The sequence below is a fragment of the Sulfurospirillum diekertiae genome, assembly GCF_002162315.1.
GTDB lineage: Bacteria > Campylobacterota > Campylobacteria > Campylobacterales > Sulfurospirillaceae > Sulfurospirillum.
Genome location: NZ_CP021416.1, coordinates 726,018 through 752,207, shown reverse-complemented (window position 1 = coordinate 752,207; position 26,190 = coordinate 726,018). Strand labels below are relative to the sequence as shown.

The 26,190-nt window shown below is 40.6% G+C and carries 21 protein-coding genes, 1 tRNA gene and 1 pseudogene; 12 read left to right on the top strand and 11 right to left on the bottom strand.

Annotation, left to right across the window (positions count from 1 at the left end; genetic code table 11):
- Positions 1-64 precede the first annotated feature (64 nt).
- Positions 65-141: transfer RNA gene (locus tag Sdiek1_RS03780), tRNA-Ile, on the top strand.
- A gap of 51 nt (positions 142-192) precedes the next feature.
- Entirely contained in the window at positions 193-672 is a 480-nt protein-coding gene (locus tag Sdiek1_RS03775; protein WP_087437965.1) for a hypothetical protein, read from the top strand.
- Between the two features lie 189 nt (positions 673-861).
- Here the strand turns inward: Sdiek1_RS03775 and Sdiek1_RS03770 are convergent, their stop codons facing one another.
- Positions 862-2,682 (bottom strand): KUP/HAK/KT family potassium transporter, encoded by a 1,821-nt coding sequence (locus tag Sdiek1_RS03770; protein WP_087437964.1) that lies wholly within the window; start codon positions 2,680-2,682, stop codon positions 862-864.
- Between the two features lie 364 nt (positions 2,683-3,046).
- Between Sdiek1_RS03770 and Sdiek1_RS03765 the strand changes: the two genes are divergently transcribed.
- Together Sdiek1_RS03765 and Sdiek1_RS03760 are read left to right on the top strand one after the other, a co-directional pair.
- Positions 3,047-3,475, top strand: a complete 429-nt coding sequence (locus Sdiek1_RS03765; RefSeq protein WP_087437963.1) for a CidA/LrgA family protein — start codon at positions 3,047-3,049, stop codon at positions 3,473-3,475.
- A complete protein-coding gene (locus tag Sdiek1_RS03760; RefSeq protein ID WP_087437962.1) occupies positions 3,472-4,197 on the top strand; it encodes an LrgB family protein in 726 nt (241 codons plus the stop codon). The genes Sdiek1_RS03765 and Sdiek1_RS03760 overlap by 4 nt, the downstream gene beginning before the upstream one ends.
- Here Sdiek1_RS03760 and Sdiek1_RS03755 read toward each other — a convergent pair.
- Complete coding sequence (locus Sdiek1_RS03755; RefSeq protein WP_087439815.1) at positions 4,194-5,474, bottom strand: aminotransferase class V-fold PLP-dependent enzyme; 1,281 nt, start codon at positions 5,472-5,474, stop codon at positions 4,194-4,196. The two genes, Sdiek1_RS03760 and Sdiek1_RS03755, sit on opposite strands and share 4 nt — an antisense overlap.
- Before the next feature lie 68 nt (positions 5,475-5,542).
- Here Sdiek1_RS03755 and Sdiek1_RS03750 point away from each other — a divergent pair, with 68 nt between their 5' ends.
- Entirely contained in the window at positions 5,543-6,559 is a 1,017-nt protein-coding gene (locus tag Sdiek1_RS03750; RefSeq protein ID WP_087437961.1) for a sensor histidine kinase, read from the top strand.
- A gap of 31 nt (positions 6,560-6,590) precedes the next feature.
- On the opposite strand, the gene dnaE is transcribed toward Sdiek1_RS03750, so the two are convergent.
- The 5 genes and pseudogenes from dnaE to Sdiek1_RS03730 form a co-directional block, all read right to left on the bottom strand.
- Positions 6,591-10,136: a DNA polymerase III subunit alpha gene (gene dnaE, locus Sdiek1_RS03745; RefSeq protein WP_087437960.1), complete on the bottom strand. Its 3,546-nt coding sequence runs from the start codon at positions 10,134-10,136 to the stop codon at positions 6,591-6,593.
- Positions 10,137-10,273: 137 nt separating this feature from the next.
- Positions 10,274-10,804 carry a hypothetical protein gene (locus tag Sdiek1_RS03740; RefSeq protein ID WP_087437959.1) on the bottom strand — a complete coding sequence of 177 codons (531 nt, stop codon included), beginning with the start codon at positions 10,802-10,804 and terminating at the stop codon, positions 10,274-10,276.
- Positions 10,805-10,923: 119 nt separating this feature from the next.
- The gene (locus Sdiek1_RS15665; RefSeq protein ID WP_228448201.1) at positions 10,924-11,310 is read right to left on the bottom strand and encodes a methyl-accepting chemotaxis protein; all 387 of its coding nucleotides are present in this window, start codon (positions 11,308-11,310) and stop codon (positions 10,924-10,926) included.
- 771 nt (positions 11,311-12,081) lie between these two features.
- Positions 12,082-12,486: pseudogene (locus Sdiek1_RS15660) on the bottom strand (cache domain-containing protein); the annotation flags it as partial.
- A 140-nt stretch (positions 12,487-12,626) separates the two neighbouring features.
- Complete coding sequence (locus Sdiek1_RS03730; RefSeq protein ID WP_087437957.1) at positions 12,627-13,022, bottom strand: PAS domain-containing protein; 396 nt, start codon at positions 13,020-13,022, stop codon at positions 12,627-12,629.
- A gap of 147 nt (positions 13,023-13,169) precedes the next feature.
- On the opposite strand from Sdiek1_RS03730, the gene Sdiek1_RS03725 reads away from it, so the two are divergent.
- The 7 genes from Sdiek1_RS03725 to hemJ all read left to right on the top strand — a co-directional run bounded on the left by Sdiek1_RS03725 (position 13,170) and on the right by hemJ (position 21,842).
- Positions 13,170-14,321: an efflux RND transporter periplasmic adaptor subunit gene (locus tag Sdiek1_RS03725; protein WP_161491979.1), complete on the top strand. Its 1,152-nt coding sequence runs from the start codon at positions 13,170-13,172 to the stop codon at positions 14,319-14,321.
- Positions 14,321-17,443: an efflux RND transporter permease subunit gene (locus Sdiek1_RS03720; protein ID WP_087437955.1), complete on the top strand. Its 3,123-nt coding sequence runs from the start codon at positions 14,321-14,323 to the stop codon at positions 17,441-17,443. The genes Sdiek1_RS03725 and Sdiek1_RS03720 overlap by 1 nt, the downstream gene beginning before the upstream one ends.
- Positions 17,440-18,840, top strand: a complete 1,401-nt coding sequence (locus Sdiek1_RS03715; protein ID WP_087437954.1) for an efflux transporter outer membrane subunit — start codon at positions 17,440-17,442, stop codon at positions 18,838-18,840. The genes Sdiek1_RS03720 and Sdiek1_RS03715 overlap by 4 nt, the downstream gene beginning before the upstream one ends.
- A gap of 7 nt (positions 18,841-18,847) precedes the next feature.
- Positions 18,848-19,879 carry an NADH:flavin oxidoreductase/NADH oxidase gene (locus Sdiek1_RS03710; RefSeq protein WP_087437953.1) on the top strand — a complete coding sequence of 344 codons (1,032 nt, stop codon included), beginning with the start codon at positions 18,848-18,850 and terminating at the stop codon, positions 19,877-19,879.
- A 30-nt stretch (positions 19,880-19,909) separates the two neighbouring features.
- Complete coding sequence (locus Sdiek1_RS03705; protein WP_087437952.1) at positions 19,910-20,818, top strand: alpha/beta hydrolase; 909 nt, start codon at positions 19,910-19,912, stop codon at positions 20,816-20,818.
- A 142-nt stretch (positions 20,819-20,960) separates the two neighbouring features.
- Positions 20,961-21,263 (top strand): N(2)-fixation sustaining protein CowN, encoded by a 303-nt coding sequence (gene cowN, locus Sdiek1_RS03700; RefSeq protein WP_087437951.1) that lies wholly within the window; start codon positions 20,961-20,963, stop codon positions 21,261-21,263.
- 63 nt (positions 21,264-21,326) lie between these two features.
- On the top strand, positions 21,327-21,842 hold the full coding sequence (gene hemJ, locus Sdiek1_RS03695; RefSeq protein WP_087437950.1) for a protoporphyrinogen oxidase HemJ: 516 nt from the start codon (positions 21,327-21,329) through the stop codon (positions 21,840-21,842).
- Between the two features lie 51 nt (positions 21,843-21,893).
- Here hemJ and Sdiek1_RS03690 read toward each other — a convergent pair whose 3' ends face one another.
- The 4 genes from Sdiek1_RS03690 to Sdiek1_RS03675 all read right to left on the bottom strand — a co-directional run bounded on the left by Sdiek1_RS03690 (position 21,894) and on the right by Sdiek1_RS03675 (position 26,164).
- Complete coding sequence (locus Sdiek1_RS03690) at positions 21,894-23,576, bottom strand: diguanylate cyclase domain-containing protein (protein WP_087437949.1); 1,683 nt, start codon at positions 23,574-23,576, stop codon at positions 21,894-21,896.
- Positions 23,577-23,703: 127 nt separating this feature from the next.
- Positions 23,704-24,918: a BaiN/RdsA family NAD(P)/FAD-dependent oxidoreductase gene (locus Sdiek1_RS03685; RefSeq protein WP_087437948.1), complete on the bottom strand. Its 1,215-nt coding sequence runs from the start codon at positions 24,916-24,918 to the stop codon at positions 23,704-23,706.
- On the bottom strand, positions 24,915-25,754 hold the full coding sequence (locus tag Sdiek1_RS03680) for a CvfB family protein (RefSeq protein ID WP_087437947.1): 840 nt from the start codon (positions 25,752-25,754) through the stop codon (positions 24,915-24,917). Before Sdiek1_RS03680 ends, Sdiek1_RS03685 begins: the two co-directional genes overlap by 4 nt.
- Entirely contained in the window at positions 25,751-26,164 is a 414-nt protein-coding gene (locus Sdiek1_RS03675) for a DUF2721 domain-containing protein (RefSeq protein ID WP_087437946.1), read from the bottom strand. The genes Sdiek1_RS03680 and Sdiek1_RS03675 overlap by 4 nt, the downstream gene beginning before the upstream one ends.
- Positions 26,165-26,190: the final 26 nt, after the last annotated feature.

Here is a 26,190-nt window from a genome sequence, read left to right as displayed (position 1 = left end):
CGTGTGTAGCGTTATTTTTATATTCTTTTAACAATAAAAAAGATACAATTTCACTCTTTAAAATGGGTCCTTAGCTCAGTTGGTTAGAGCACCCCGCTCATAACGGGGTGGTCGAGTGTTCGAGCCACTCAGGACCCACCACTTGCTTCTTGGTTTTGATTACTTTTAATTTGATACAAAAAGGTAAATGTTATGAAAAAAGCACTTCTTTTTCTCGCAATCGCTTCACATATCTCTCTCTTTGCAGGTTTTTTAGATGATCTTATTGGTAAAGATAAAACTTTCCTAGAAGCCAATGGTTTTAAATGTACAGAGTTTTCCTGTGTAACGAAGGATCAAAACTATTTCAATGTCAAGCTTCTAGACAATGCCATTGAATACGTTGAAGTTTATAGTACCGATAAAGACGAAGTTTACCGTGTTGCACTTTATCTCTACCAAAATGATAAACTTAAAAATAAAGAGTTGGATGAGGCATTTTTCAAAGCACTAACCAAACTCAATGATAAATCAAAATTAACATATGATCTTTCTAAAGTAAGTGATAAATTTGGTAATGAAGCATTGATTACAATCACCGATGCCAAAAGAGCTACGGCTTATACAAATACCTTACGTGATACTTTCTTTGAAAGCATGAAACAATACAGCGAAACAGGTAGCCGAAAGTAACTCTTTTGGCACCTTTTCGGTGTTTTCATAACAACTATCAACTTTCACTAGCATTCTTCAAATTGACTTTCGTACACATCACTAACCGCATAGATGATCAGAGGAAATTCCAACGCTGCTAAGAGCATAACGTTAGAAGAAAGCAATTCCCTTCCAACGCCTTATCAATATACACTACCTACATGTCAGCTAGATTTCAATACGACGTGAAACACCGATGAGTTTTTCTTGAGGGAAATTGTAAAAGCTTACGAAACTTGGAGACATATCTTTAATCAGTGCATAAAGTTTCCATGAAAAATGTTTTGAGACAATTTCTTCATCGCCGTAAAAAATGGTTCGTTCATGAATATCCTGTTTTTTAAGGCTCTCTTCCATATTGAAAACCTCCATGTACCCAACATGAATCACAAGAAGATCAAGTCCCTCTGCCAAGGATTTAAACTCATTCGTAATGCCCAAAGGCTCATTCGTCGGTTTAACCTTCACAATCACATTTCTCTCATAAATAATGCCGTTTTGGAACATTGTTTTAGGGATATAAGCAGGGATATTTTCGGCCTTACGTGCAAAGAAAAGAGCAGTACCTTCAATATGAGACTCTTGTGCATAATGTGCATTGTATGCTTGTAAGAAATTTTCCTTATCTACCGAGTGAAATGAAGAGTAAAGGCGTTCTTGTCCTTGCGTATAAAGAATAATAAAGCCTAGTGGAACTGCTGCAATTAAGAGAGACCAGAAACCACCATGAGGAATTTTTAGAAGACAAGATAAGAAGAAAACAAAACTAACCATCCCTGAAAAAGTGGCAAAACTCATTTTGATCCACTCTCTGCGGTAGGCAAAAATCATTGTCATTAAAACACCGGTAATGCTCATCGCTCCAGCTACAGCTAAACCGTATGCTGCGGCAAGCTTTGCAGACTCTTTAAAGACAAAAAGCATAATAATGACACAGACAAATAAAAACCAGTTAATAGATCCTACATAAATTTGCGAACGTAACTCATGTGATGTGTATTCAACACGAAAATGGGGGAAAATACGTGTTGTCATAGCTTGATAAAGCACGGAAAAAATTCCACTGATCATTGCTTGCGAAGCGATAATGGTTGCTATAATTGTTAGGATAAGAAAAGGGACATATAAAAAAGGTGCAAACTCTCGCATCATTTCAAATAACGGGCTTCCAACAGACTCAGGATGCGTTAGCAAAAATGCTCCTTGTCCATAATAGCTTAAAATTAATGCGATAAAAGCAAAAACCCACCCCTTAAGAATAGGCAATCGCCCTAAATGGCCCATATCAGCATACAACGCCTCGCCACCAGTGGTTGCAAGAATAATATCTGCAAGAATAATAAAGGTAATAACAGGATTTGCCAGTGCAAAATTAATCGCATACATCGGATTAATTGCATTTAAAATAGAAAAATCTTGACTCACATACCAAAATCCAACGCCACCTAAACATAAAAACCAAATGACCATTATGGGACCAAAGGTAGAAGCGACTTTTTCAACACCTCTCTTTTGAACAACAAAAAGGGCAAATGCAATCAGTGTCGCTAAGATTAAAAGTACAATTTGAGGAAGCTCTTCGTATTGTGGAATAAGGAGAATACCTTCTACCGCACTCAGAATACTAATAGCAGGAGTAATAACACCATCGCCAATCATCAAGGAAAGCCCTAAAAATCCTAAGACGGATACTATAGAGACCATCTTTGCACTTTTAAGATGCGGTGTTAACATTTGAATGAGAACAACAGTACCACCTTCTCCTTTTGCACTTAAGCTCGTAGCTAACCATGCATATTGAATGGTAACAAGAATAGTTAATGCCCAAAAGACAAATGACAAAATACCATATATACTAACGACTGTTGGCGGAACAATAAGAAAAATAACTGCCAAGGTATAGATAGGACTTGTCCCAATATCGCCGTAAACAACACCGAGTGCCTTTATAACCATCATCTCATTTTTAATACGTTCTTTTAACGTCATATATTGTCATCCTTTGTAAACGGGGAAACACTTTTTTTCTCTTGCCTAAAAAAAGTGCAAGAGCTTATTCTAGTGCTTACAATATTAATTTTTACTAAAAGCTATAAAAGGAGAAAAAAAGAAAAAGATGTCTATAAGATTTAGAGTGATGGAAATCTCATTTTAGGGTTACATGTAAAGCTCTTATACGTGTTTAACGTATTTTATTTTTATTTTTGTGTATAATTCCACTCAATTAAATTTATGGTTATTGATGAAGTCTCCTTTGAATTAAGTATTACCCTTTCATGCGAGTTGATACTAAATTCCAAAAACTTTCTCATTATCTAAATTCATATGAACATCCCTATTAGAAAAGTTTATCATGCTACCACATACTTTTAAAAAACTTTTAATTCTTTTTAAACGTAAATTTCACAAAAGTCGTATCCTCCAAATAGTCCTTATCTGTGCTCTTTGGTTTTTTGCCGAAGAGATCTCTCTTCTTTTCCACATACCCATTCCCGGTGGCGTTATAGGATTACTCTTCGTACTGTTGCTTCTACAATTTAATATTCTGAGCATTCGCTCTTTAGCTCTTGGTGCAGAGTGGTTTTTAGCTGAAATGCTTCTTTTTTTTATACCGGCAGTGCCGGCGGTACTGAACCATCAAGAATTTTTTGGTTGGACAGGGTTAAAAATCTTAGCCATTATTATTATAGGAACCATCATCGTGATTATTGGCACCGCTTTTATCGTCGATTTTAGTTTTTATAAACTAGAAAAACATACCAAAGATGAGAATCTACAATGAATTTTGATACATTTTTTACCTACCGTTCTCTTGTCATGGCAGCAGAAGTGACACTTTTATGGTCTATTGTCACTATAGGACTCTATTGGCTCTCTAAATATTTTCACCGCCGTTATAAACGTTGGTGGACGGCTCCTATTATTATTACTCCAATACTCCTAATCATCATAACGATTGTGTCACATACCAATTACAATGTCTATATCAGTGGCACACACTGGCTAATTGCATTGCTGGGACCTGCCACCGTTGCGTTTGCTGTTCCTATCTATAGGCGTAAACACATTATGATTTTATACTGGCGAACACTGAGTATTGGCGTTGTTTTTGGTTCGATTCTTTCCATTGCGTCTGCGTGGTTTTTAGCTTCGGCTGTGGGTATTGATAGTACGCTTCGATTAAGCCTTTTACCTCGCTCCATTAGCACACCTTTTGCTATGGTGATTTCAGGCGAGATTGGTGGTACGCCAGAATTAACGGCTATTTTTGTCATACTTACGGGAATTTTTGGTGCATCGTTTGGGCAATTATTACTCTATTGGTTGCCCCTAAAATCGAAGATGTCGCGTGGTGCCTCATTTGGTTTAGCGGCGCACGTTGTGGGTTCTAATAAAGCGTATGAGTTAGACAATGAAGTTGGAACTATCGCAGCATTGGTTATGGTCTTAACAGGTATTTTCAATGTGCTCATCGCCCCTTTACTGGAAACAATCCTAACCTAAACCTTTGAAAAAGTATCTTTTTTACGTAATGCTTTGACAGCCTTTTCAATCGCATAAAGCAATTGATCTATCTCTTTTTTAGTATGGGTATAATGGATAGAGATACGTAACCAACCCGGTTTTTCATCAAAACTTTGCCCATCCACGAGATGCAAAAGATCGTGCCCATAAGGTCCTGCACAACTACATCCTGCTCTGGTTTGAATACCAAATTCATCGGAGAGATACTGCGAAATATCGTACGGATTGATGCCTTCAAAGTTTAATGAAAAGATGGGAAGCTTATCTTGTGAATATTTACAATAAAGCTTAACCCCTTCAATCACTCGAAGCCTAGAACCAAAATAAAACTTGAGCTCTTCTTCCTTTTCATGAATCTTTTCCAAGCCGATTTCATTTCGAAGGTTATACGCTAAAGAAGCACGTATAAACTGCAAAATAGCAGGCGTTCCAGCATCCTCAATCAATTCAAGATCACTTAAATACGTTTGAGATGTACGAGAAACATAACCCACCGTACCACCGCCAGCAAATGTCGGTGTTGTTTCCGTACAAAGTTCTTTCTTCATCACCAAAATACCGCAAGCACCCACGCCTCCCAAAAGTTTGTGAGGAGAGAGGAATAAAGCATCATAGTAATGGCAGTCAACGTTGATGTAAGGAGACGCGGCGGCGGCATCAAGGCACAAAATACCGTTATACTGTTTGATCAGTTGATAGATGCTTTTATAATCACTCACAATGCCTGTGACATTGGAAGCAACTGAAAAAGAGGCGATAATTTCACGCTCTTTATTAGCTTCAAGATTACGTTTCAAAAAGTCCATATCAATTTTTTCATCTTGATCGAGAGGTACGCGTATCACGTCACATAACCCTTCACGAAAGCTCAGTTCATTGGAGTGGTGTTCATACGGTCCCACAAAGACAAGGGGTAGTTTTTCAGGTTTACATGTAAAACGTTTAAGTGTGCAAGGAGGAATATAAATGCCAATGAGCTCTTGAAATTTTTTAATTGCACCCGTAGCTCCACTTCCACAGGGAAACACATAAAAACTCTCATCAATTTCCAAAGCGGTCTTAAGATCACTCCGTGCCTTGGCATAATATTTGCTTGTTTGAATGGCACTCGAAGCAACTTCTGAGTGGGTATTGGCATAGGTTTTCAAGATGGCTTGTATCTGTTTTTCAATCGGCTTATAGGCCTGACCAGATGCTGTGTAGTCAAAATAGAGAAGATTTTTATCTTTAATAATATTTTTGCGTATTGCTTGCACGACTTTATCCAAAAATTTTCGGGTATTATACCCTTAATAAACTTCTTATGCGATGATGGGAATCATAAATGATTGATGAAAATTTACTCAACAGCCTCAGTGCTAAGGAAAAAGAGCTCTTTAAACAAGGGTTAGCAGACCTGATTAACCAAACGTATGTCATTGAAGATGAGTATAAAAAGCTGGGCGTTTCCTACACCTCCCTTCAAGATTTTATTCGTCAGATCATTGAAGTACAACCGAATGCTTTGTGGGTTTTTGATGAAGATGGTGCCATTTTTTTGCAAAATAGTGAAGCTAAAAAAATGGAAGCTATTTTGGAAGGATTGCGTATTGAAGAAGAGAGCGAAGTTGATTTTGAAGGACGCTCTTATCTGGTTAAAAGTGTCACAAAAAGCGATAAAAAAATCATTACCGCTACAGATATTACGGAAGGAAAACGCCAAGAACGCCTTGTTTCCATGGGACAAGTTGCGGCACATCTTTCTCATGAAATTCGCAACCCCATAGGCTCCGTCTCTTTGCTTGCCTCTACATTACTCAAAAAAGTAGATCCTAGTGTCAAACCTCTCGTCACTGAAATTAAAAAGGCCATTTGGCGAGTGGAACGCATCATTAAAGCAACCCTTCTTTTTACCAAAAATGTTCAAATCAACCCAAGTTACTTCTACCTTGACCGCCTTATCAAAGAGTGTGAACAAGCCATATCACACTACTCCTACACCAAGGAGGTTTCGTTTCATTTTGATCTGCCTCACGTTGAGATTAAAGCCGATTTTGAACTGTTAAACTTAGTTCTTCAAAATTTTATTTTTAATGCGATTGATGCGATTGAAGAGTGCGAAAATGAGAGTGGAAATGTCAGCATTTCGTATGTACAAGACTGTGAGTTTTTTCTTTTACATGTAAAGGACGATGGCAAAGCGATTGAGAATAAAAACATCCTTTTTGAACCGTTTAAAACGACCAAAACCAAAGGTAATGGACTAGGACTGGCACTTTCGTTGCAGATCATTCAAGCGCACAGTGGAAGAATCAACCTTTTAGAAGATCCAAAAGGCTTTGAGATTCGAATTCCACGCTAAAAAGGTTTGGTTTAATCTTTACATGTAAAGGCTAAACGACCTTCACATACTCAAGTGCTGCGATCTGTTCATCAATGCTATCATCCACGCTAAAACCTGTCTCAATCACCACATCTTGTAGCTTGGACGTGATGACAAGATGAAGTGGCCTGCGTCCAGAATTTTGACGTACAATTTGGTATAAAAACTCTAATTTACTGGTATCGTCACTCAGGTCAAGCAGAAGCACTTTGGGCTCTTGAGGCACTTCAATGACTTTGGTCTCAATTTTCTCTTTTTTTGCTTCACTGAGCTCCATGATTTTCATGACACGCATTTTGGTATTCTGCCCATCATTGCTCACATCGACTTTAAAGCAGAGTGGTTTTTCCAAATCCATTCGAGAGAGCAATTCAAGCTGTTTTTCAAACACCGTGAGTTCCATAGAACCGTGAAAATCCATCAAAGAGATGATGCCAAACTTATTGCCTTTTTTGCTGATTTTCTCGGTAATTCCTTCCACTTTTCCAATAAAAAGGGCTTTACTCCCATCTTCAACTTGATCGCGCTCGCTGGAGAGTGTATAGCTCATCTCATCAATTTCTGCTCTAAATGCGTCCAATGGATGCCCAGAGATGTAAAAACCAATCGTCTCCTTCTCAAGTTCAAGCATGCGTTTATTATCAAATTCAGGAATATCCTCAATGCTCACTTGTACCGTCATCATCTCTTCGGCATCACCAAAAAGGGAATACTCTGCCATTTTTTTAGCCCGACTACACTCCGCACTTGCCTCAATGATGGCGTCAATATTTTCGAGTAAAGCACGCCTTGAGTAGCCAAAATCATCAAAACTTCCCGATTTAATGAACGATTCCAACACTTTTTTATTGACCTTTGAGCTGTCAATGCGCGAGATAAAATCGCTCATATCGGCAAAAAGTGCGCCCTCTCTGGCTTCGAGTATTTTGCTGATCGCCGCATTGCCGACCCCTTTAATTGCGCCCATACCAAACAAAATCGCCTCTTGCCCATCGGTGTCGGTAATCGCACTAAATTCAATCAATGAGTGCTGAATGGAAGGAGGTAAAAGCTTCAAACCAAGACGTTTGACCTCATCGATGTACTTTACGATTTTATCGGTATTGTCTTGCTCTGAAGTGAGAAGTGCCGCCATAAACTCTTGCGGATAGTAGCATTTCAGATACGCTGTCTCAAAGGTAACCATCGCGTACGCCGCGGAGTGCGATTTGTTAAAACCGTATCCTGCAAACTTCTCGATTAAGCCAAACAGCTCAATGGCATGCGCACGATCGAGCCCTTGATTGACCGCACCTTGCGCAAACTCTTCGGCTTTTTGTTTCATGTAGTCGATCTTTTTCTTACCCATCGCACGACGAATCAAATCCGCTTCGCCAAGGCTAAAACCGCCAATCGCTTGAACGATCTGCATAACCTGTTCTTGGTAAACGATAACCCCGTACGTTGGCTCCAAAATCGGGCGAAGCGGTTTCGTAAACTCATCAAAGAAGTAGCTGATCTCTTTTAAACCGTTCTTTCGCTCAATAAAGTCATCGAGCATGCCTGACTCCATCGGACCTGGGCGATAAAGTGCAAGTACGGCGATCAGGTCTTCAAAGTTAGTCGGTTTGAGGCGTTCATTCAAAGATTGCATACCACTGGACTCAATCTGAAACAATCCCACCGTTTCACCGCTTTGAATCAGTTCATACACCTTAGGGTCGTTCATATCAATCGTCGTAAAATCTATCTCTTTTTGGTAACGTGCGCGAATCAGTTTCAGCGCATTATCAATCACCGTTAGGGTCTTCAGACCCAAAAAGTCGAACTTGATTAAGTCCACATCTTCAAGGTAATTGAGCGAATACTGGGTCACAAGATGATCTTCGCCGGAGGGCTGATAAAGTGGCGTTTTATGCCACAACTCTTCATCGCTAATAACGACACCCGCGGCATGCATACCCGAGTTACGATTCAGTCCTTCTAAAGCGAGCGCGAATTTCCACACGCGTTGCATCTTAGGGCTGCTTTCGATGAGTTCACGAAGTTTGGGCTCTTTTTGGTAGGCACCTGGTTTATACCCCTCTTCGCCCTCTGTTCCCACACCATTGAGCGTAATGCCCAGTTCATCGGGGATCAGTTTTGCCATCGCATCGGCTTCAGCATACGGAATCGCTAAAACACGCGCCACGTCACGAATGACTCCTTTGGCTAAGAGTTTACCAAACGTGATGACTTGCGCCACGTTGTAACGTCCGTATTTTTCCACGACGTAGTCGATGATTTCACCACGACGACTCTGACAAAAGTCAATATCGATATCGGGCATACTAATACGTTCAGGGTTCAAAAATCGCTCGAAGAGCAGGTTATAAGGCATCGGGTCGATGTCGGTAATGAAAAGCGAAAATGCGACCAAACTACCCGCTGCTGAACCCCGTCCAGGACCTACGGGCACACCGCGCTCTTTGGCTTCACGGATAAAATCCCAAACGATCAGCATGTAACCGGGGAATTTCATCTTGCAGATAATGTCAATTTCCCGCTCCAGTCTAGCGCGATACTCTTCGTGCTTACTCGCATCGACATGTAAAAGGCGTTTTTCCAATCCTTTACGGCTGTGGTACGCAAAAAACTCATCATCGCTTTCAAAACTGAGTCCTTCTTTGGCGGCATACTCTTTGGTAAATTTAAATTTGGGAGGCGTTGGATCGCCCAGTTTAATCTCCAAATTACACTTTTCCACAATCTCTTGCGTATTGGAAATCGCTTCAGGGATGTCGGCAAAAAGGTCGCTCATTTGCGCAGGCGATTTGAGGTAAAACTCGTGTACGGAGTGGCGCAGACGGTTAGGGTCATCAAACTCTTTGTTCATCGCAATACACATAAACGCCTCGTGCGCTTCGGCATTGTCTTGCTCTAAGTAGTGGGTGTCATTGGTGGCGATCACTTTAATGCCCGTCTCTTTGGAGATGCGCAAAATATCATCGTCGATGAAGTGTTGATCGGTAATACCATGGCGCATCAGCTCTAAGTAAAAGTCCTCGCCAAAAATTGCTTTGTACTCAAGCGCTACTTCTTTGGCACGCTCATACCCTTTTGCGCCAAATTGGACATTACGTTTGTTGTTGAGATTCAGATGCCAGTTGACTTCGCCTTGCAGACACGCACCCGAGCAAACCAGCCCTTCGGAGTGTTCGCGTAACATCTGTTTGTTAATACGTGGATAGTAGTAAAAGCCTTTGATGTAACTCATGGAAGCCAGATACATCAAGTTTTTATAACCGACCTCATTTTTAGCGTATAAACAGAGGTGAAAACGTTGTTTGGTGGTTTTATCGCCGATGTCCTCTTGGTTGTGAATGTACGCTTCCATGCCAATGATCGGCTTAATGCCCTCTTTACGCATGGTTTTGTAAAAATCAATCGCGCCAAACATGTTTCCATGATCGGTTATGGCAACAGAAGTCACGCCTTGGGATTTGAGTTTTTTGACCAGCTTGCCTATTTTATTGGCGCCATCAAGGAGTGAATATTCAGTATGTAAATGTAAATGTGTGTAAGGTGTGTCGCTCATGGTTTCTCATCAATAATTAGTTTTTTCATTTTGAATCTATTGTAGCGAATGAGGACTTAAGAGGGTGTAAGGGTTGCCTAAAAAGCTTTACATGTAAACGTTACATGTAAAGCTTTTGCCCAAGCCAAATAGGTTATTTAGGCAGAAGTTGATTTAGCAGCTTGTGTTTCAAGTTCCACAAGCTGTGCTTGATAAGAAGCCAAAAGTGCCTCTTTTGTTTGAAGATCTTTCGCACTTTGCTCATCATTTTTAGCTGTTTTTTGCTGCGCAGCGATCTCTTTTTCAAGCGCAGCGATTTTCTTTTCAAGCGCTTCTATCTGCGCATCTATCGTTGCACTACTTGAAGATGATGACGAACTACTGGCTCCTGAAGCTGCACTTGCGCCCCCGCTTTGTGCACTACTTGAACCACTACTTTTACTACTCGTTGATGATGACGATGAAGACGTATCACCGCTACTTGAACTAGCACTCGTTGTGCTGCTAGCAGCCAATGCTTTTGCCTCATCCGAAATTTCAACGCTATCAACAGGTGTACTACTGGAGGTTTCTGCCACACTTGACACGGCTCCTTCAGTTTTAGTTGAAGATGTAGAACTGTTACTGGAGGTATTTTGATTTTGATCTACCAGAACTTGGTTGGTGTAAGATGCGTTGATGGTACTCATGTCCATCTCCTTCATTTTATTTGCCCCATACCTAAATCGGAAAATATGGAAAAAGATAAAGGAAAAAACAAAATGGAAGGGTTACATGTAAAGTATGTTATCTTTACATGTAACGTAATTTAGCCTAATTTACTCATAATATTTAAAATATCACTGGTCTTTTCTTGAATCTCTTCAACGTCGCCAGTCAAGCTATTCATCTCTTTAGCATTTGTACTCATTTTAGCCGAGCTATCAACAATACCACCAACGATGACACCAATCGTCGCTTGGATTTGGGTGAGTGAATGGCTTGTTTTATCAGCAAGCTCGCGAATGTTATCGGCAACAACAGCAAAACCACGGCCATGTTCCCCAGCACGTGCTGCTTCAATGGCGGCATTAAGTGCTAAAAGATTGGTTTGATCGGCTATATCACCAATCATATTTAAGATGTCATTTGCCTCTTTGGCATTTTGAGTCAATGTACTGAGCGTTTCGGCAAGATGTTGTTGAACCAAGCCCATTTCGTGCATTGATGCCGTCGTTTTTTTAACAATACGATTAAGATCGCTGAGTGGTTCATTTTTGATTGTTGCCACAGAGCTTGCTAGTTGGTTGGCATTTTCATGCAGTTGTGCACTCTGTTCAGCATTTTCACGAATCATTTTGGAGAGAGCACTACCAAGCGCATTGACGCCCTCAACCAACTCTTTAAGTTCCCCATTCGTTGCAATAGGGATAGGCTTGCTAAAGTCACCTTTTTGAAAATTATTCAAAGAGGAAAGTGTTGCTTGCATCACTTCATTCACTTTGGCAATCATCGCATCAATTTCATACGAAAGCCTATTGGTTAGGAAGTTAGAAGAGATGAAGGAGGTTTTATTGTTCATATAACCATTGGACATTTTAGAACAGATGATAAGAACTTCACCCACAACACGAATATCATCCAGATGTAATTTTTCAAAATCTTTAAACGTTTTATCAATAACACTCACGGTTGAGCCTATTTCGTCATCAGCATGATCATCCAAACGTTCATCAATGAGATTCTTTTTGTTGGTTACATAAAGTCCAAAATCTTCTACATACCGTTTCAATGCTGCCATTCTGCGGCCAATGAGTTTTTGGCTCAAATAGCGTGAGACAAAAGAGAAAAGTATGACAACAATGAAGAGAATAATGCTATTACGCAAGATCAAAGAGAGCAGCGCTTCATCCAGTTTTTGCTTCTCTTTAAGCACTAGAGCGTCAATATCATCGGCATAAACACCTGTTCCTATAATCCATCCCCACGGTTTAAACCCTTCGACAAAAGAGATTTTCGCTTGCGGTGTTGTAAAACCAGGTTTTTCCCATAAATAATGCACGACACCCTTACCATTTTTAGTGACAACTTCAACCATTTCTTTAAATAAAAACTTCCCTTTAGGGTCTTTTGAACCACTCAAATCAGATCCATCTAAGGAAGATTTGATGGGGTGCATGATCATTTTAGGAGTAAAATCATTAATCCAAAAGTATCCATCTTCGCCAAAGCGCAGTTTTTTGATTGCAATTTTTGCTTTTTCTTGATAAGCACTCACCACGACAGGGTCATTTTTCTCGGGATCATTTTGCAATGCCTCATAAAACGAATTCACCACGTGATACGCGATCTTAACTTTATCGGAGAGTGCTTCGACCTTCTCTCGTGTCATGACTGCTCGAACACTATCCAGTCGCTCTGAAGCATCACTTTTCATTAAAAAAGCGACAACTATTGTCGAGACAACTGCCGTCATTACCAAAGAGATGACAAGAAGTAAGGTCACTTTAAATTGTATGGATAAATGTTTCATTATTTTCCCTCACTTGCGCGCATTGCAGCATAAAGTTTTGAATATTTTTCCACCTCATCTCGACTTGCCATTTTGCGAACAGAGAGATAATGATCTTTTCCAAAAGGAAAGATAGTTGCATAAACCCAATAATACTTTCCATTTTTAGTGCTATTTTTGACAAACCCTTGCCATGTATTGCCATGTTTAATGGTCTCCCAAAGCTCTTTAAATGCCGCTTTGGGCATATCAGGATGACGAATCATATTATGAGGCTGCCCAATTAACTCTTCTAAGGTATACCCAGAAAATTTGGCAAAAGTCTCATCCGCATAAACAATAACGCCTTTTGCATCCGTTTCGGAAACCAATAAAGACGTTTCATCCAGTAAAATTTCATCGCCTAAGGTTTGCATTGACATATCCTTAACATCATCTTTTGCTTGATTATAAAGGGTGTTGCATTTAAAGTTTATTAAAGCATGATCGCAAATTTTATTATTTACATATTATTAACAGCGATATGTTAAAATAGTCTCATTATAATCACACAAGGAATGCGGATGTTCTTACTTAATAAAAAGATTTTTCTTCTCGTCACGTGTCTAGCTCTTGGAACGCAAAGCTATGCAGAGGAAGCAAAGAAGCAACCTGCAGCTGCTGCCACAAATGCCCCTGCTCCAGCAGTTGATGTATTTAAAATTGCTTCGGCTAAAGAAGAAGCATTAACACTTCAATATCCTGGTAAAACACTCAGTTCTCAAAGTGTCACAATTAAGGCACGTGCCAACGGCATTTTGCTCAAAAAATTCTTTAATGAAGGTGATTTTGTTAAAGAAGGTGATGTGCTTTACAAAATTGAACCTGACACCTATGAAGCAGCGCTCAATCTTGCTAAAGCCAATGTCAATGCCTTGGATGTTCAAATGCAAAAAGCAGGGAAAGATTGGGAGCGAATTCGTGCGCTTTACGATTCTGGAGCTTCCAGTGAACAAGAAAAAGATACCGCATACTGGGCATATGAAGGGGCAAAAGCCAGTTTAGCCAGTGCCAAAGCTGCTTTACAAAATGCCACCATCAATTTAGACCGCACGACTATTAAAGCAACCATGAGTGGTATGACAGGACTGAAACAAGTCGATGTTGGTTCCCTTGTAACCGATGGAACAGCGCTTGTGGATATTACACAGATCAATCCTTTACATGTAGAATTTTCCATCCCTGATATTGATATCATGAAACAAAAGTACAACATCAAAAATGGTAAATGGTCAAACCCAACGGAAGGTAAACTCAAAGCTTCTTTACAAGTTGGCGATGCCAAATTTAAAGAGATCGGTGTGGTAGATTTTTTAGACAGTTCACTCAACGCCAAAACAGGCTCACTCAAAGCTCGTGCTACCTTTAAAAATGTCGATAAAGAGCTTTTGCCTAACCAATTTGTGAAAGTCAATCTTATAGGTTTGACGCGTAATAACGTTATTAAAGTACCTCAAAAAGCGGTGCTTCAAAATCCTCTTGGCACCATTGTTTTTGTCGTGGAAGATGGTAAAGCTGTTGTTAAACCTGTCAAAATGGGCGAAGCGAGTGAAAATGACTACGTTATCGAAAGTGGACTCAAAGCTGGCGATGTTGTCATCGTTAATAATTTCTTCAGAATTAAAGCTGGAGCCCCTGTCAAAGTGGATAAAGTGACTAACGAAGAGGCAAAATAATGTTCTCAAAGTTCTTTATCAATCGCCCTATTTTTGCAACCGTTGTTTCGATTGTAATTATATTGGCAGGTATTATTGCGATTAAGTCTTTGCCGGTGCAAGAGTACCCTAGCATCGCTCCGCCACAGATCATCGTCTCTGCAACCTACCCAGGAGCTGATGCGCAAACCTTAGCGACCACCGTTGCTGCTCCTTTGGAAGAGGAAATCAACGGCGTTCCAAATATGCTCTATATGACCACAACAGCATCGCCAAGTGGTAGTGTGAGCATTAGCGTCTATTTTCAAATTGGAACTGATGTTGCCCAAGCCAAAGTCGATGTCAACAACCGCGTTCAAATTGCGACCAATAAACTTCCTGAAGCGGTACGAAGACAAGGTGTTTCAACCAGAGAGCGATCACCTGATATTTTGAAAGTTTTGGCACTTACGTCTAAAGGGAATGTTCATGACACAACCTTTATCTCCAATTACGCACTGGTCAATATTGTCGATGACCTTAAGCGAATTCCAGGGGTTGGTGATGTGAGTATCTTTGGTAATAAAAACTATTCGATTCGCGCTTGGATTAACCCTGATAAATTGGCTACCTATGAGCTCACAACTGCCGAAGTTGTCAATGCCATTAAAAGTCAAAATGAACAGTATGCCGCAGGTCAAATCGGACAAGAACCGATGGAGAAAGAGCCTACGTTTACCTATACTGTCAAAACCGATGGCAGACTTAAAAATGCAACCGAATTTGAAAATATTATCCTTAAGTCTAATGCGGATGGCTCATCGTTAAAACTCAAAGATGTTGCCCGTGTTGAATTGGGTGTTGAAGCTTACTATTTTGGTGGTATCTACAACAATAATCCAATGATTCCTATAGGTATCTTTTTAGCCTCAGGCGCAAATGCATTGGAAGTCTCTGATCTGCTCGATAAAAAACTGGCTGAAATTTCAACCAATTTTCCAGCGGATCTTCAAATCAATACGGCGTATGATCCTACCACCTTTGTAAGAGAATCCATCCATGAGGTTATTTTTACCCTACTTCTTTCCATTGCCCTCGTTGTAGGTATCATCTACCTCTTTTTAGGAAATCTTCGAGCAACGTTTATCCCTGTCCTTGCCATTCCAGTTTCCATCGTTGGAACCTTTGCAGGCTTTTATGCCGCAGGCTTTTCAATCAACCTGTTAACACTCTTTGGTCTAACCTTAGCGATTGGTTTGGTTGTTGATGATGCGATTGTTGTTATCGAAAATGTCGAGAGAATTTTAAGGGATGAAGAAGATTTAAGCGTTAAAGATGCAACCATTAAAGCAATGCGTGAGATCACCAATCCTGTTATCGCCATCGTAATGGTTCTGTGTGCCGTTTTTATTCCTGCTGCCTTTATGGGTGGATTTAGTGGCATGATGTACAAGCAATTTGCGATGACCGTTATTATCTCTGTTACCATTTCGGGTATCGTGGCATTGACACTAACACCGGCTTTATGTGCTCTTTTATTGCGTAAACATGAGAGTGAACCTTTTTGGCTCATCCAAAAATTTAATGCACTTTTTGAAGTAGGCACAAAACTTTTTTCCACAGGTGTACGTAAAACCATTCGCTTTGGCATCATGAATGTGGCTGTTTTTGGTGTAATGATTTTTGCAATCTACCTGATTACAACACGTATTCCAACAGGATTAGTTCCCAACGAAGACAAAGGTATTATCTTAGTCATCAACAACCTTATGCCAGGTGCTTCTTTAGGTCGTACTCAAAAAGTCAGCCAAGAGGTCAGTAATTTTGCGTTCACAGATCCCAATGTGGAACGTGTTGGTGCAATGTCGGGAATTGACTTCATTACCGGTGCTTATAAAACTGATGCAGGTATTAGTTTCGTACGTCTCAAAGATTGGGATCAACGTCCTCGTGCAGATCAAACATCCCAAGCCATTGCTGGTAAAATGATGATGGGGCTTTTTCAAAATAAAGAGGCAATGCTCATTCCTGTGACACCTCCACCTATTATGGGTATGAGTACCACGGGTGGCTTTGAGATGTACATTCAAGATCGTACAGGCTCTGATATCCAAGTGCTAGATGGTTACGTTAAAACGATCATTGAAAAAGCAAGTGCCCGTAAAGAACTTGCGGCCATGCGTACAACGCTCAATACCAATGTCCCACAATTTCTTATCAATGTTGATAATGAAAAAGCTAAATCTTTAGGGGTGGATGTCGCTGATATTTTTACAACGATTCAAGCAACGTTTGGTAACACCTATACCAACGACTTTAACCTCTTTGGTAGAACCTATCATGTTAACGTTCAATCCGAGAGTACCTTTCGAGAAGGCACCGAAAACTACAATGACATTTTTGTCAAATCCAGTGAAGGCAGACTCGTCCCGATTAGCTCATTGGCAAGCATTAAACGCATCGTAGGTCCATCAGTTGTCCAAAAATTCAATATGTTTCAAGCCGCACAAATTTCAGGTCAACCTGCCCCTGGATACAGTTCAGGTGATGCGTTACGCATTATTGAAGAGGTGGCTAAAGAGGTTCTCCCTAATGGCTATACCATTGCATGGGCAGGAACATCCTACCAAGAGAAACAGCTTGAAAAAAGTGGAAATACCGCCTTTATTTATGCCATCATCTTTGTTTTCTTGATTTTGGCTGCCCTTTATGAAAGCTGGACGATTCCATTTGCCATTGTACTGGCTGTTCCTTTTGCACTCTTTGGTGCTGCTCTTGCAGTTTATTTTAGAGATTTGCAAAATGATATTTACTTCCAAGTCGGACTTGTAACACTGGTAGGACTATCGTCTAAAAACGCCATTTTGATGGTTGAATTTGCGATACAAAAAATGCATGAAGGCTATAATCTTTTAGATGCGACCATCGAAGGAGCGCGTATTCGTTTCCGCCCTATCGTTATGACTTCCTTTGCCTTTATTGCAGGAACACTCCCCCTTGCCTTAAGCACAGGTGCTGGAGCCAATAGTCGCCATATTATTGGAACAACCGTTGTGGGTGGTATGATTACATTGACCTTGATCGGTACCTTTTTTGTACCGCTCTTTTTCTACCTTATTATGAAGACTAAAGAGAAAATTGATTCAAAAAGGAGTCGTTCATGACTCGTAGCATTACCCTTTTATCCTTTGTTACAATCCTCTTTTTGGGTGGTTGTTCGCTCTCTCCCGAGCTCAATGTTCCTAAAGTGGATGTACCACAAACGACGCAAGAAGCTTTACATGTAAACAAAGAATGGTGGAAACAATTTAATGACACGAAACTTAACGCCCTTGTGGATGAGGCTCTTGTAGGCAGTGATGATCTTAAACTCTCCGCTTTAAAAGTCATTAAAGCGCGTCAAGCTTACGGGCTCAGCACAGACAATGAGTTTCCAACACTCAGTGCCAATGCTGGTGATACACGCCAAAAAACCAGTAATGAAGCTTATAACACGAAGAACAAGTCAGCTACCTACTCTGACTTTACGCTAGGGTTAGGGCTTGCTTATGAAGTTGATTTTTGGGGACGTCTTTCTAATCAGAGTGAATCCAACTGGTCACTTTATCTCGCCACACAAGCTTCACGCGAAACCGTTCGCAATGCACTCATTCACGATGTAATCAGTGCGTATTTTAACTTAGCTTCCCTCCAAGCGCGTATGGCCATTTTAGAAAAAACTGCCCAGTCGTATAAAGAGAGTTATGAATTTAGGGCAAAACAGCAAAAAGTGGGAACCATTAGTGATGTCTTGGCGAACCAAGCGCTTGCTCAGTATAACAACGTAAAAGCCTCTCAAAATAGCTTGATGGAGAGTTATAAACTCCAACAAAGTGCTTTAACGATTTTGTTGGGCAAAAATCCACAAGCACTTTTTGAAGATAAAAACTCAGAAGCAAGCTTACCCAATGCACTCACGATACCAGCAGGTGTTCCTTCCACATTGATGGAAAATCGCCCCGATATTCAAGAAGCACTGGAAAATCTTAAAAGTAAAAATGCACTTATTGGGGTTGAAAAAGCCGCCTACTTTCCAACGATTAGCCTCACAGGCAGTTACGGTCAACAAAGTGACGATCTAAGCAATATTCTCAAATCCAGTGCGAACCGGTGGAGCTTTGGACCAAGCCTCAGTGTGCCTATTTTTGATTTTGGACGGATCAAACAACGTGTTGCCATTTCAGAAACCGACTTGCAATCTTCGCTTGTAAACTATGAACAAAGCGTCAAAAAAGCCTATAAAGAGGTACATGATGCGCTGGCAAAAGAGAACTTAGCCCAAAGTAGACTTTCTTTCCAAAAAGAAGAGTTGAAAGCCTACCAAAAAGTGTTAGATCTCTCCACGAAACGCTTCAATCAAGGCGTTGCTAACCAACTTGAAGTCTTAGATGCCCAAAAAGGCGTTCTTTCTGCTTCTTTAAATGTTGTTGCAACCAAACAATACTTACTAACCTCTCAAGCAGAACTTTTCAAAGCACTCGGTGGTGGATGGAAAGAAAATGAACTTTTAACAACCAAATAAAGGAGTGATGATGAGCCTACTTTTAAGTCCGTATGAAGAAAATGGAATTTTCCTTAAAAACAGAGTGGTCATGCCACCGATGTGTATGTATAAAGCCGAAAGTGATGGAGAAGTCACTCCTTTTCATCTCGTCCATTATACGACACGTGCCATGGGAGGTGTGGGATTGATTATCGTCGAAGCCACAGCAGTCGAAGCCCGTGGCAGAATCAGCGAAACCGATCTAGGACTTTGGGATGATGCTCAAGTACCAGGTCATCAACAACTGGTTCACCTCTGCCATGAATACGGTGCAAAAATGGGGATACAACTCGCCCACGCAGGACGTAAAAGCCTCTGTGCCTCTTCAACACCAGTTGCACCCAGTCCACTGGCATTTAGTGAAAGCAATGGTTATAAACTCCCACATGAACTCAGTCTTGCTGAACTTGAAGGGATTAAAAAGCATTTTGTTCAAGCTGCCCTTCGTGCCACCTATGCAGGATATGAGTTTCTTGAGTTGCATGCTGCTCATGGTTATTTGTTGTGCGAATTTTTATCGCCTCTTACCAATCAACGTACCGACCAATACGGCGGGAGCTTGGAAAACCGTTGTTCATTTGTCATCGAAGTTGCGCAAGCCATTTTGGATGCAACCCAAGAAGTACCCCTCTTTGTACGTATCAGTGCTGATGAATGGATGGAAAAAGGTTGGAATATTGAAGAGAGCATCTATCTTGCCAAAAAGCTTCAAAGCATTGGTGTTGCAATGATTCACGTCTCAGCAGGTGGCAATAATGAAGCGCAAAAAACACCCGACATTGTGCCACTCTACCAAGCAGCATATGCCAAAGTGATTCGTGAAAGTGTGGGAATTCCAACGATTGCCGTTGGGCTTATTACCACCGCAGCAGAGGGAGAAAAGCTTTTGCAAGGAGGCTTTTGCGATTTGGTGGCTTACGGCAGAGAACTGTTGCGCAATCCTAATTTTGTCTTTTTCGCAGCCAAAGAAGAAGGAAAAAAAGCGCTCATTGAGCCTTCATATTTAAGAGCCTTTTAGCTTACATGTAAATCTCTCAGAGGAGTTTTAATGGTTCAAAAAATTGTTTTTGCGCTTTTAGCACTTGTGCTGTTTCAAAGCTTGCATGCAGGTATTTTGCGCGATCGTTTAGGATTTGGAGAGGAAGAGGAAGAGACGAAGGAAGCGAGTTTTTCCAACAATGTTCGTCTCATTGCCAATGTCAGTTATGGCACGGATGCCAAAGAGCGTTTTGATGTCTACACCCCTTTACATGTAAACACCAACTCCCTGGCTCCCGTCATCTTTATGGTACATGGAGGCGCATGGCGAATCGGCGATAAAAAGTCTCAAAGTGTGGTGGAAAACAAAGTCAATTATTGGGTCAAAAAAGGCTACATTGTCATCTCTACCAATTACAAACTCCTCCCTGAAGCTCCAGTAAATGAGCAACTCCATGATGTCGCTAAAGCACTGGGATTTGCTCAAGAAAAAAGTGCTTCTTGGGATGGAGATAAAACTAAGTTTATCATTATGGGACACTCGGCAGGTGCACATATCATCGCGCTTATTGCCTCTTCAAATAGCTTATATACTACCTATTCGATCACGCCGCCTATTGCTGCTGTTTTTCTTGACAGTGCTGTGATGGACACACCAGCCCTTATGAGTGCCAAACACATGCGTCTGTATGACCCAGCCTTTGGAACAAACCCTGTCTATTGGCAAAGCCTTTCACCGTATCATCAGCTTACGACAAAGCGTATGCCGCTTCTTGCCGTCTGCTCCACCAAACGTGATGACTCATGCCCCCAAGCAGAAAAGTTTTTAACCAAAGCAGCTACATTTGGAACAAAAACTTTATTATTGAAAGAAAATATGAGCCACCGAGAAATCAACAAACTTTTAGGCGAAGATGTAACGTACACCAAAACAGTCGATGATTTCTTAAATCAGAGCTTAGAAGAAGTATTGCACTAGAAATCAAAATGCTTTTGCTTCTTTCAATATAGGCTGTATGTGATTTCTTTGAAAACTTATCAATACATTAAAAATAGTATATGTTCAAAAAATGTAAGCTTGTGGAATACAACATGCATAAACCTTTTAAAAAGGCTACATAATGGAAGAAGTACGTGATCGCTATGTGAGTTTTCATAATATTGACTGCTATGAAAATGCTACCTACGTGTTAGATGCTATGTACGAACTTTTCGAACTTCGTCCTGAAGCAAAAAATGATTTGTGGATTCGTTTTGAAACACTTATTCCTAAAGATTACAAAGCTATTTTTGCGAAGCATGATTCAAAAGATATTCTCTACCATATTTGCTCACATGTCTTTTATCTCTCCGCTCTTTTTGAGGAGTATGATTTTGAAAAAGGGATTGAGTTGATGGAAAAAGCCGAAATGGAGTGTTGTTAAAAATCCTACAAAAAACCATGTTGACTTGCTATAATTGCACCAAGATTTTTGCAGGAGCGGAAGATGGCATATTATAGTTGGATTTTAACCTTTCATGTTATGGCGTTTATGTCATGGATGGCAATGCTTTTTTATCTACCGCGTCTTTTTGTTTACCATGTAGAACACTCACACAAGAGTGAATTTGTTGAAGTCGTCAAAATTCAAGAGTACAAAGTCTACAAATATATCGGTCTACCTGCTTTTTGGGCAACCCTTTTAAGTGGTGCGGCTATGCTTATCGTGAATCCTATTTTATTTGAAACAGGCGAATGGCTTTATGCAAAACTTGTTGTGGTCGCTATAATGACAGCTTATTCATTTTCATTAGAATATTTTAGAGTACAACTTGAGAACGATGAGTGCAAACGCAGTGGCAAGTTTTTTCGCGCTTATAATGAAGTTCCAACGCTTCTTTCTATTTTGATTGTGGCGTACGTTGTGGTTAAAACGTTTTCATTACTCTTTACCGCAATTATCATTGGCTTTTTTGCCTTTGTCATCTACATGATTTTTCAACAACCAGAACATAAAGAGTAATGTTTCTTTTTATGATTCAAACACCTTTACATGTAAACGACAAAGAGCCTCTTATCGTAGAGGTATGTTAACCGAGGAAGGTATTGCGTTGATGTGAGGTATGGTTCTATTTTTTGTTTTATACATTTTGGTATCAGCTTCTACCATTAAATCATCCAGCAAGCTCTCTTTATTGCCTATGGCCACACCTATGGAGACGCCCAAATACCGTCTATTCCCTTTCAGTATGAAGGGCTCTTTTAATGCTTCGGTGCACTTTGATACGACCAAACTAGCAGCACTCGTTGCGCAAGACAGGTCACCATCAAGATCACTGAGTAAAATCACAAATTCATCGCCTCCAATTCTCGCCAATGTATCACTCGCGCGTATCAACGATGAAAAACGTTTCGCCACTTCAATCAGTGCTTCATCTCCTGCATTATGCCCTAAAGAATCATTGATCGCTTTAAAGCCATCTAAATCCATAAAAAGCAATGCAAGTCGTGTGTCATTTCTCGCACACCGTGCTAATGCTTGCGCCAATCTATCAACCATCAAAAAGCGATTGGGAAGTTTGGTGAGATAGTCATAGTGCGCTATCTCTTTGAGCTCTTTTTGACTCTCCAAGAGCATTGCCATCAGCCGATTGAATGCTGCTGTTAAATAACCAAGCTCATCCATTCGTTTGATTGGCAATGGTTTAAGGGGTACTTCCCCTAACGACATCTTGTCAGCCAAAGAAGCAGACGTTCGCAAAGGTCTAAAAAAGAAAAATAAAAATGCGAAGAGTATACTAGGAACAATAATGAGACTTGCCGCATGTGCTCGAATAAGAGTTGTTTTAATATTCTCTTCCATAGCAAAAGCTTCTTTGGTTTGAATACGAGAAACGACAAACCAATCTGTATCTGGAACAGATGCCACAGCGGACAATTCTTCTATTCCATGAGCATTAATCGTGATTCCACTTCCTCTAAAACCAGATATTGCCTTGTCATGTAAAAGATTTGCTCCTCGTTTGGGCGTGGGCTTGAGTATGAGTTCTTTTTGCGAAGCAGCAACAAAAATTTGTTTTTTAGCATCAACCAGTAAAAATCCACCCGTCTGTCCAATATGACCATTAAGGACACGATCAAAAAAACCTGGAGTGTCAAAATTGGTCATTCCTACCAAGACGGCACGTATATTCCCTAAATCATCCTTAATAGGCACAGAAAGCGGAAGAACAGGTACTGTTGAAATCGTACTCACAATCGGTGTTCCAATGACAAACGCTTGTGTCATAGCCTGCTTGAAAAAACCATCCTCTGCATAGGCTTTTTCAGCTTCTATCATTTCAGTACCATTCCCAGCAATGAGCGTACCCTCTTTATTTAAAACAAATAAAGCACCTGAAAAAACGGGGTTTAATTCTTCTCGCTCTATAAGCCACTTTTTGAGTGCCTTTGGATCTTCAAGCAATGAAGGAGGTAGTAGAGAAGCCAGTTTCGTCAGAAATCTTTTTCGAACGTCTAAATTATGTATGACATCTTGGGCACCCTCGTCGGCAAGTGCTTCTAGATGAATAGAAAGAACTTTGAAAAGATTCGTATGGATAGTCTGAAAGGAGAGATAATACCGTGTAAATCCACCTATAATGATGATCATAAATGCGAACAAAATGATGCGAGTAAGAATACTATTTTTAATTTTACTCCAACGATCGTCTTTCAATGTAAACAAAGTACCTCTTTTGTCCATAGTGAGTGCCATGATTCACTTTAATTATAATGAAAATGTAACTTTAAGTGTTATATTGTACTTGTCTATAGCTTAAGAGACAAAGAAGAAAAGAAGCTACTTTTTACAATTGAGTATACATAATAGTGTATTTAAAAAGCTAAAGACTCTGTCCTACAAGATACCCAGAAGCCCATGCAAAATGAAGATTAAAACCACCACAATCGCCATCTATGTCCAACACTTCCCCACAAAAATAGAGATTTTGAATCTTCTTTGACATCAAGTTTTTACTCTCCAATTCGCTCACATCGACACCACCGGCACACACTTCGGCACTCTCAAACCCTTTGGTTGCTTTTACATGTAAACGGAGTGATTTAAGTGCAAACACCATTTTTTTAATCTCTTTAGCGCCCAAGGATGAGGCTTCTTTGATATGAGATAGGTGAGTATTTTCAATGATGAAATACGCTAATTTTTTAGGTATCATCCCCTCAAGCCACAACGAGAGTGACTTCTCTTTGCCAACGGCAAGCCTTTTTTGAAACAGAGAAGTCAGTGCTTCGCGCGAAAGATTGGGCAAAAGATCGAGCACGACATCGACGGATTCGCCTTGCACCAAAGCATGAGAGGCTTTACGGCTCAGGTCTAAAATCGCCGAACCAGAAAGTCCGTATGCTGTAAAAAGCAGATCGCCTTGCACACTTTGGCATTTTTGATTGTCGATGTAAAGCTCTACGTTCGCGTCCATCTTCACGCCACTCACCTCTTTAAGGTGAGACTCGTCACAGACAAACTGCACCAAAGAAGGGTACGGTTCAATGACGCTATGACCCAAGCTTTTTGCAAAACCATACCCACTACCAGAACTTCCAAGCGTGGGCATTGCAACGCTTCCTGTGGCAATGACACACGCATCAAAAACATCTGTTTTCTCGTTTACATGTAAAACAAATGCGGCATCTTTTTTCTCGATTTTGGTGACTTCGCACTCAAGCACAATGTTTACATGTAAAGATCGCACTTCATGCAAAAGCATATCCACCACACTGGAAGCTTGATGGCTCATAGGATACAGTCTACCCTCTTCGCCCTCGCGCATTTCCAGACCTAACGAGCGAAAAAAAGCTTTACATGTAAAGGTGTCAAAACGTTTCAATGCCTCTTTGGCAAAGCTTGGGGATTTTCCATGATAACGCTCTAACTGAATCTTTTCATTGGAGATATTGCATTTGCCATTCCCCGTGGCTAAAATCTTACGCCCGACTTTACTGTTCTTCTCAAAGAGCGTCACATTATGCCCTTTGCGAGAAGCTTCAATGGCACAGACAAGACCTGAGGCGCCTGCTCCGATGATGGCAATTCGACTCATAAAAGACGCATACCTTCATCATTCACTTCGAGTTTTTTAGCCTCAATCAGTTTGGTAAGGGCACGTTTATACGCCTTACGGCTCAGCCCAAAACGATCCGAAATCAGCTCAGGTGTGCTCTTGTAATTCATCTCGCACGAACCACCTGTAAAGCTTAAAATCTCAACAATCTTAGCCGCGGCAACTTCATCGCTTTTATCGCCAATGGGGCGCAACACAATGTCCAGTTTGCCGTCTTTGCGAAGGGTTTTGATATAACCCACTTTTTCATCGCCAATCTCAACGTTTTCAAAAATTTCATTGTGAAAGATGAGCCCATCGTACAGGTTGTTGACAATCACTTTAAAGCCAAGCGGGGTGCGTTCACGCACCAAAAGGTTCACCTCTTGTTTGAGTTTGAGCGCACTCAAATCTTTTTTGAGAAAGTCGTTGTACTTTTGTGTTCCGATAATACGCCCCGTCTCATCGTCCAAGCTGACCTGAACGATCACCTTCATACCGACGTAAAAAGGAAATTTCTGCAACGCTTTGGGAACCAAAAGGTCTTTAGGCAAACCCCAGTCCAAAAACGCTCCAAAGGGCGTGACATCGACCACTTCAAAACAGCCAAATTGATCGAGCATTGCTTTAGGAAAGGTGGTACTCGCCACGATGCGATCTTCGGAGTCAAAATAGACAAACACATCGATCTCGTCGCCCTCTTTCATCGCGTAGGTCACGTATTGATTCGGCATTAAAACTTCATCTTGATCTTCACAGATCAGGTACACGCCATTGTCGGTATAACGGTTGATTTTGAGGCGGTTTTTTTCGCCTACAAGCAAGTATTGGTTCATTTATCCTCGATTATTTTGCAACGATTGTGCATATCGCTCAGTTCCATATTAAGCGCTCTGGTGGAAATCATCACTTCCCAAAGAGAGATAAAAAGAGATACACACATCGCAATAAGGCTCAGCCCAAAAATCTGTTTACCAATGCCAAAAAGCCCTAAAAAAAGCTCGAACATTGAAAGTGTACAGAGTAAGATCGAAAGTACACCAAAAAATTGCATCCATTTGGTGAGTTCCAAACGGTATTTGAGGCTTTGAATCTGTTTGAACTCTTCACAGTTTTCTCGCTCTTGTGATTGGCGATGAAGCATGCGAACCAGTTGTGCCACCGCTAGAAAACGGTTGGTATACGCCAACAAAAGAAGCGAAACCGCAGGAAACAAAAGGGCGGGGGTTGAAATTTCAATCTCCATGGTTATCCTTTACATTAAGTGCTATT

What these genes read in the sequence shown, in the direction of transcription:
- Sdiek1_RS03775 (WP_087437965.1), top strand. Translation starts at nt 193, where the DNA reads ATGAAAAAAGCACTTCTTTTTCTCGCAATCGCTTCACATATCTCTCTC.
- Sdiek1_RS03770 (WP_087437964.1), bottom strand. Translation starts at nt 2,682, where the DNA reads ATGACGTTAAAAGAACGTATTAAAAATGAGATGATGGTTATAAAGGCA.
- Sdiek1_RS03765 (WP_087437963.1), top strand. Translation starts at nt 3,047, where the DNA reads ATGCTACCACATACTTTTAAAAAACTTTTAATTCTTTTTAAACGTAAA.
- Sdiek1_RS03760 (WP_087437962.1), top strand. Translation starts at nt 3,472, where the DNA reads ATGAATTTTGATACATTTTTTACCTACCGTTCTCTTGTCATGGCAGCA.
- Sdiek1_RS03750 (WP_087437961.1), top strand. Translation starts at nt 5,543, where the DNA reads ATGATTGATGAAAATTTACTCAACAGCCTCAGTGCTAAGGAAAAAGAG.
- dnaE (WP_087437960.1), bottom strand. Translation starts at nt 10,136, where the DNA reads ATGAGCGACACACCTTACACACATTTACATTTACATACTGAATATTCA.
- Sdiek1_RS03740 (WP_087437959.1), bottom strand. Translation starts at nt 10,804, where the DNA reads ATGAGTACCATCAACGCATCTTACACCAACCAAGTTCTGGTAGATCAA.
- Sdiek1_RS15665 (WP_228448201.1), bottom strand. Translation starts at nt 11,310, where the DNA reads ATGGGCTTGGTTCAACAACATCTTGCCGAAACGCTCAGTACATTGACT.
- Sdiek1_RS03730 (WP_087437957.1), bottom strand. Translation starts at nt 13,022, where the DNA reads ATGCAAACCTTAGGCGATGAAATTTTACTGGATGAAACGTCTTTATTG.
- Sdiek1_RS03725 (WP_161491979.1), top strand. Translation starts at nt 13,170, where the DNA reads ATGTTCTTACTTAATAAAAAGATTTTTCTTCTCGTCACGTGTCTAGCT.
- Sdiek1_RS03720 (WP_087437955.1), top strand. Translation starts at nt 14,321, where the DNA reads ATGTTCTCAAAGTTCTTTATCAATCGCCCTATTTTTGCAACCGTTGTT.
- Sdiek1_RS03715 (WP_087437954.1), top strand. Translation starts at nt 17,440, where the DNA reads ATGACTCGTAGCATTACCCTTTTATCCTTTGTTACAATCCTCTTTTTG.
- Sdiek1_RS03710 (WP_087437953.1), top strand. Translation starts at nt 18,848, where the DNA reads ATGATGAGCCTACTTTTAAGTCCGTATGAAGAAAATGGAATTTTCCTT.
- Sdiek1_RS03705 (WP_087437952.1), top strand. Translation starts at nt 19,910, where the DNA reads ATGGTTCAAAAAATTGTTTTTGCGCTTTTAGCACTTGTGCTGTTTCAA.
- cowN (WP_087437951.1), top strand. Translation starts at nt 20,961, where the DNA reads ATGGAAGAAGTACGTGATCGCTATGTGAGTTTTCATAATATTGACTGC.
- hemJ (WP_087437950.1), top strand. Translation starts at nt 21,327, where the DNA reads ATGGCATATTATAGTTGGATTTTAACCTTTCATGTTATGGCGTTTATG.
- Sdiek1_RS03690 (WP_087437949.1), bottom strand. Translation starts at nt 23,576, where the DNA reads ATGGCACTCACTATGGACAAAAGAGGTACTTTGTTTACATTGAAAGAC.
- Sdiek1_RS03685 (WP_087437948.1), bottom strand. Translation starts at nt 24,918, where the DNA reads ATGAGTCGAATTGCCATCATCGGAGCAGGCGCCTCAGGTCTTGTCTGT.
- Sdiek1_RS03680 (WP_087437947.1), bottom strand. Translation starts at nt 25,754, where the DNA reads ATGAACCAATACTTGCTTGTAGGCGAAAAAAACCGCCTCAAAATCAAC.
- Sdiek1_RS03675 (WP_087437946.1), bottom strand. Translation starts at nt 26,164, where the DNA reads ATGGAGATTGAAATTTCAACCCCCGCCCTTTTGTTTCCTGCGGTTTCG.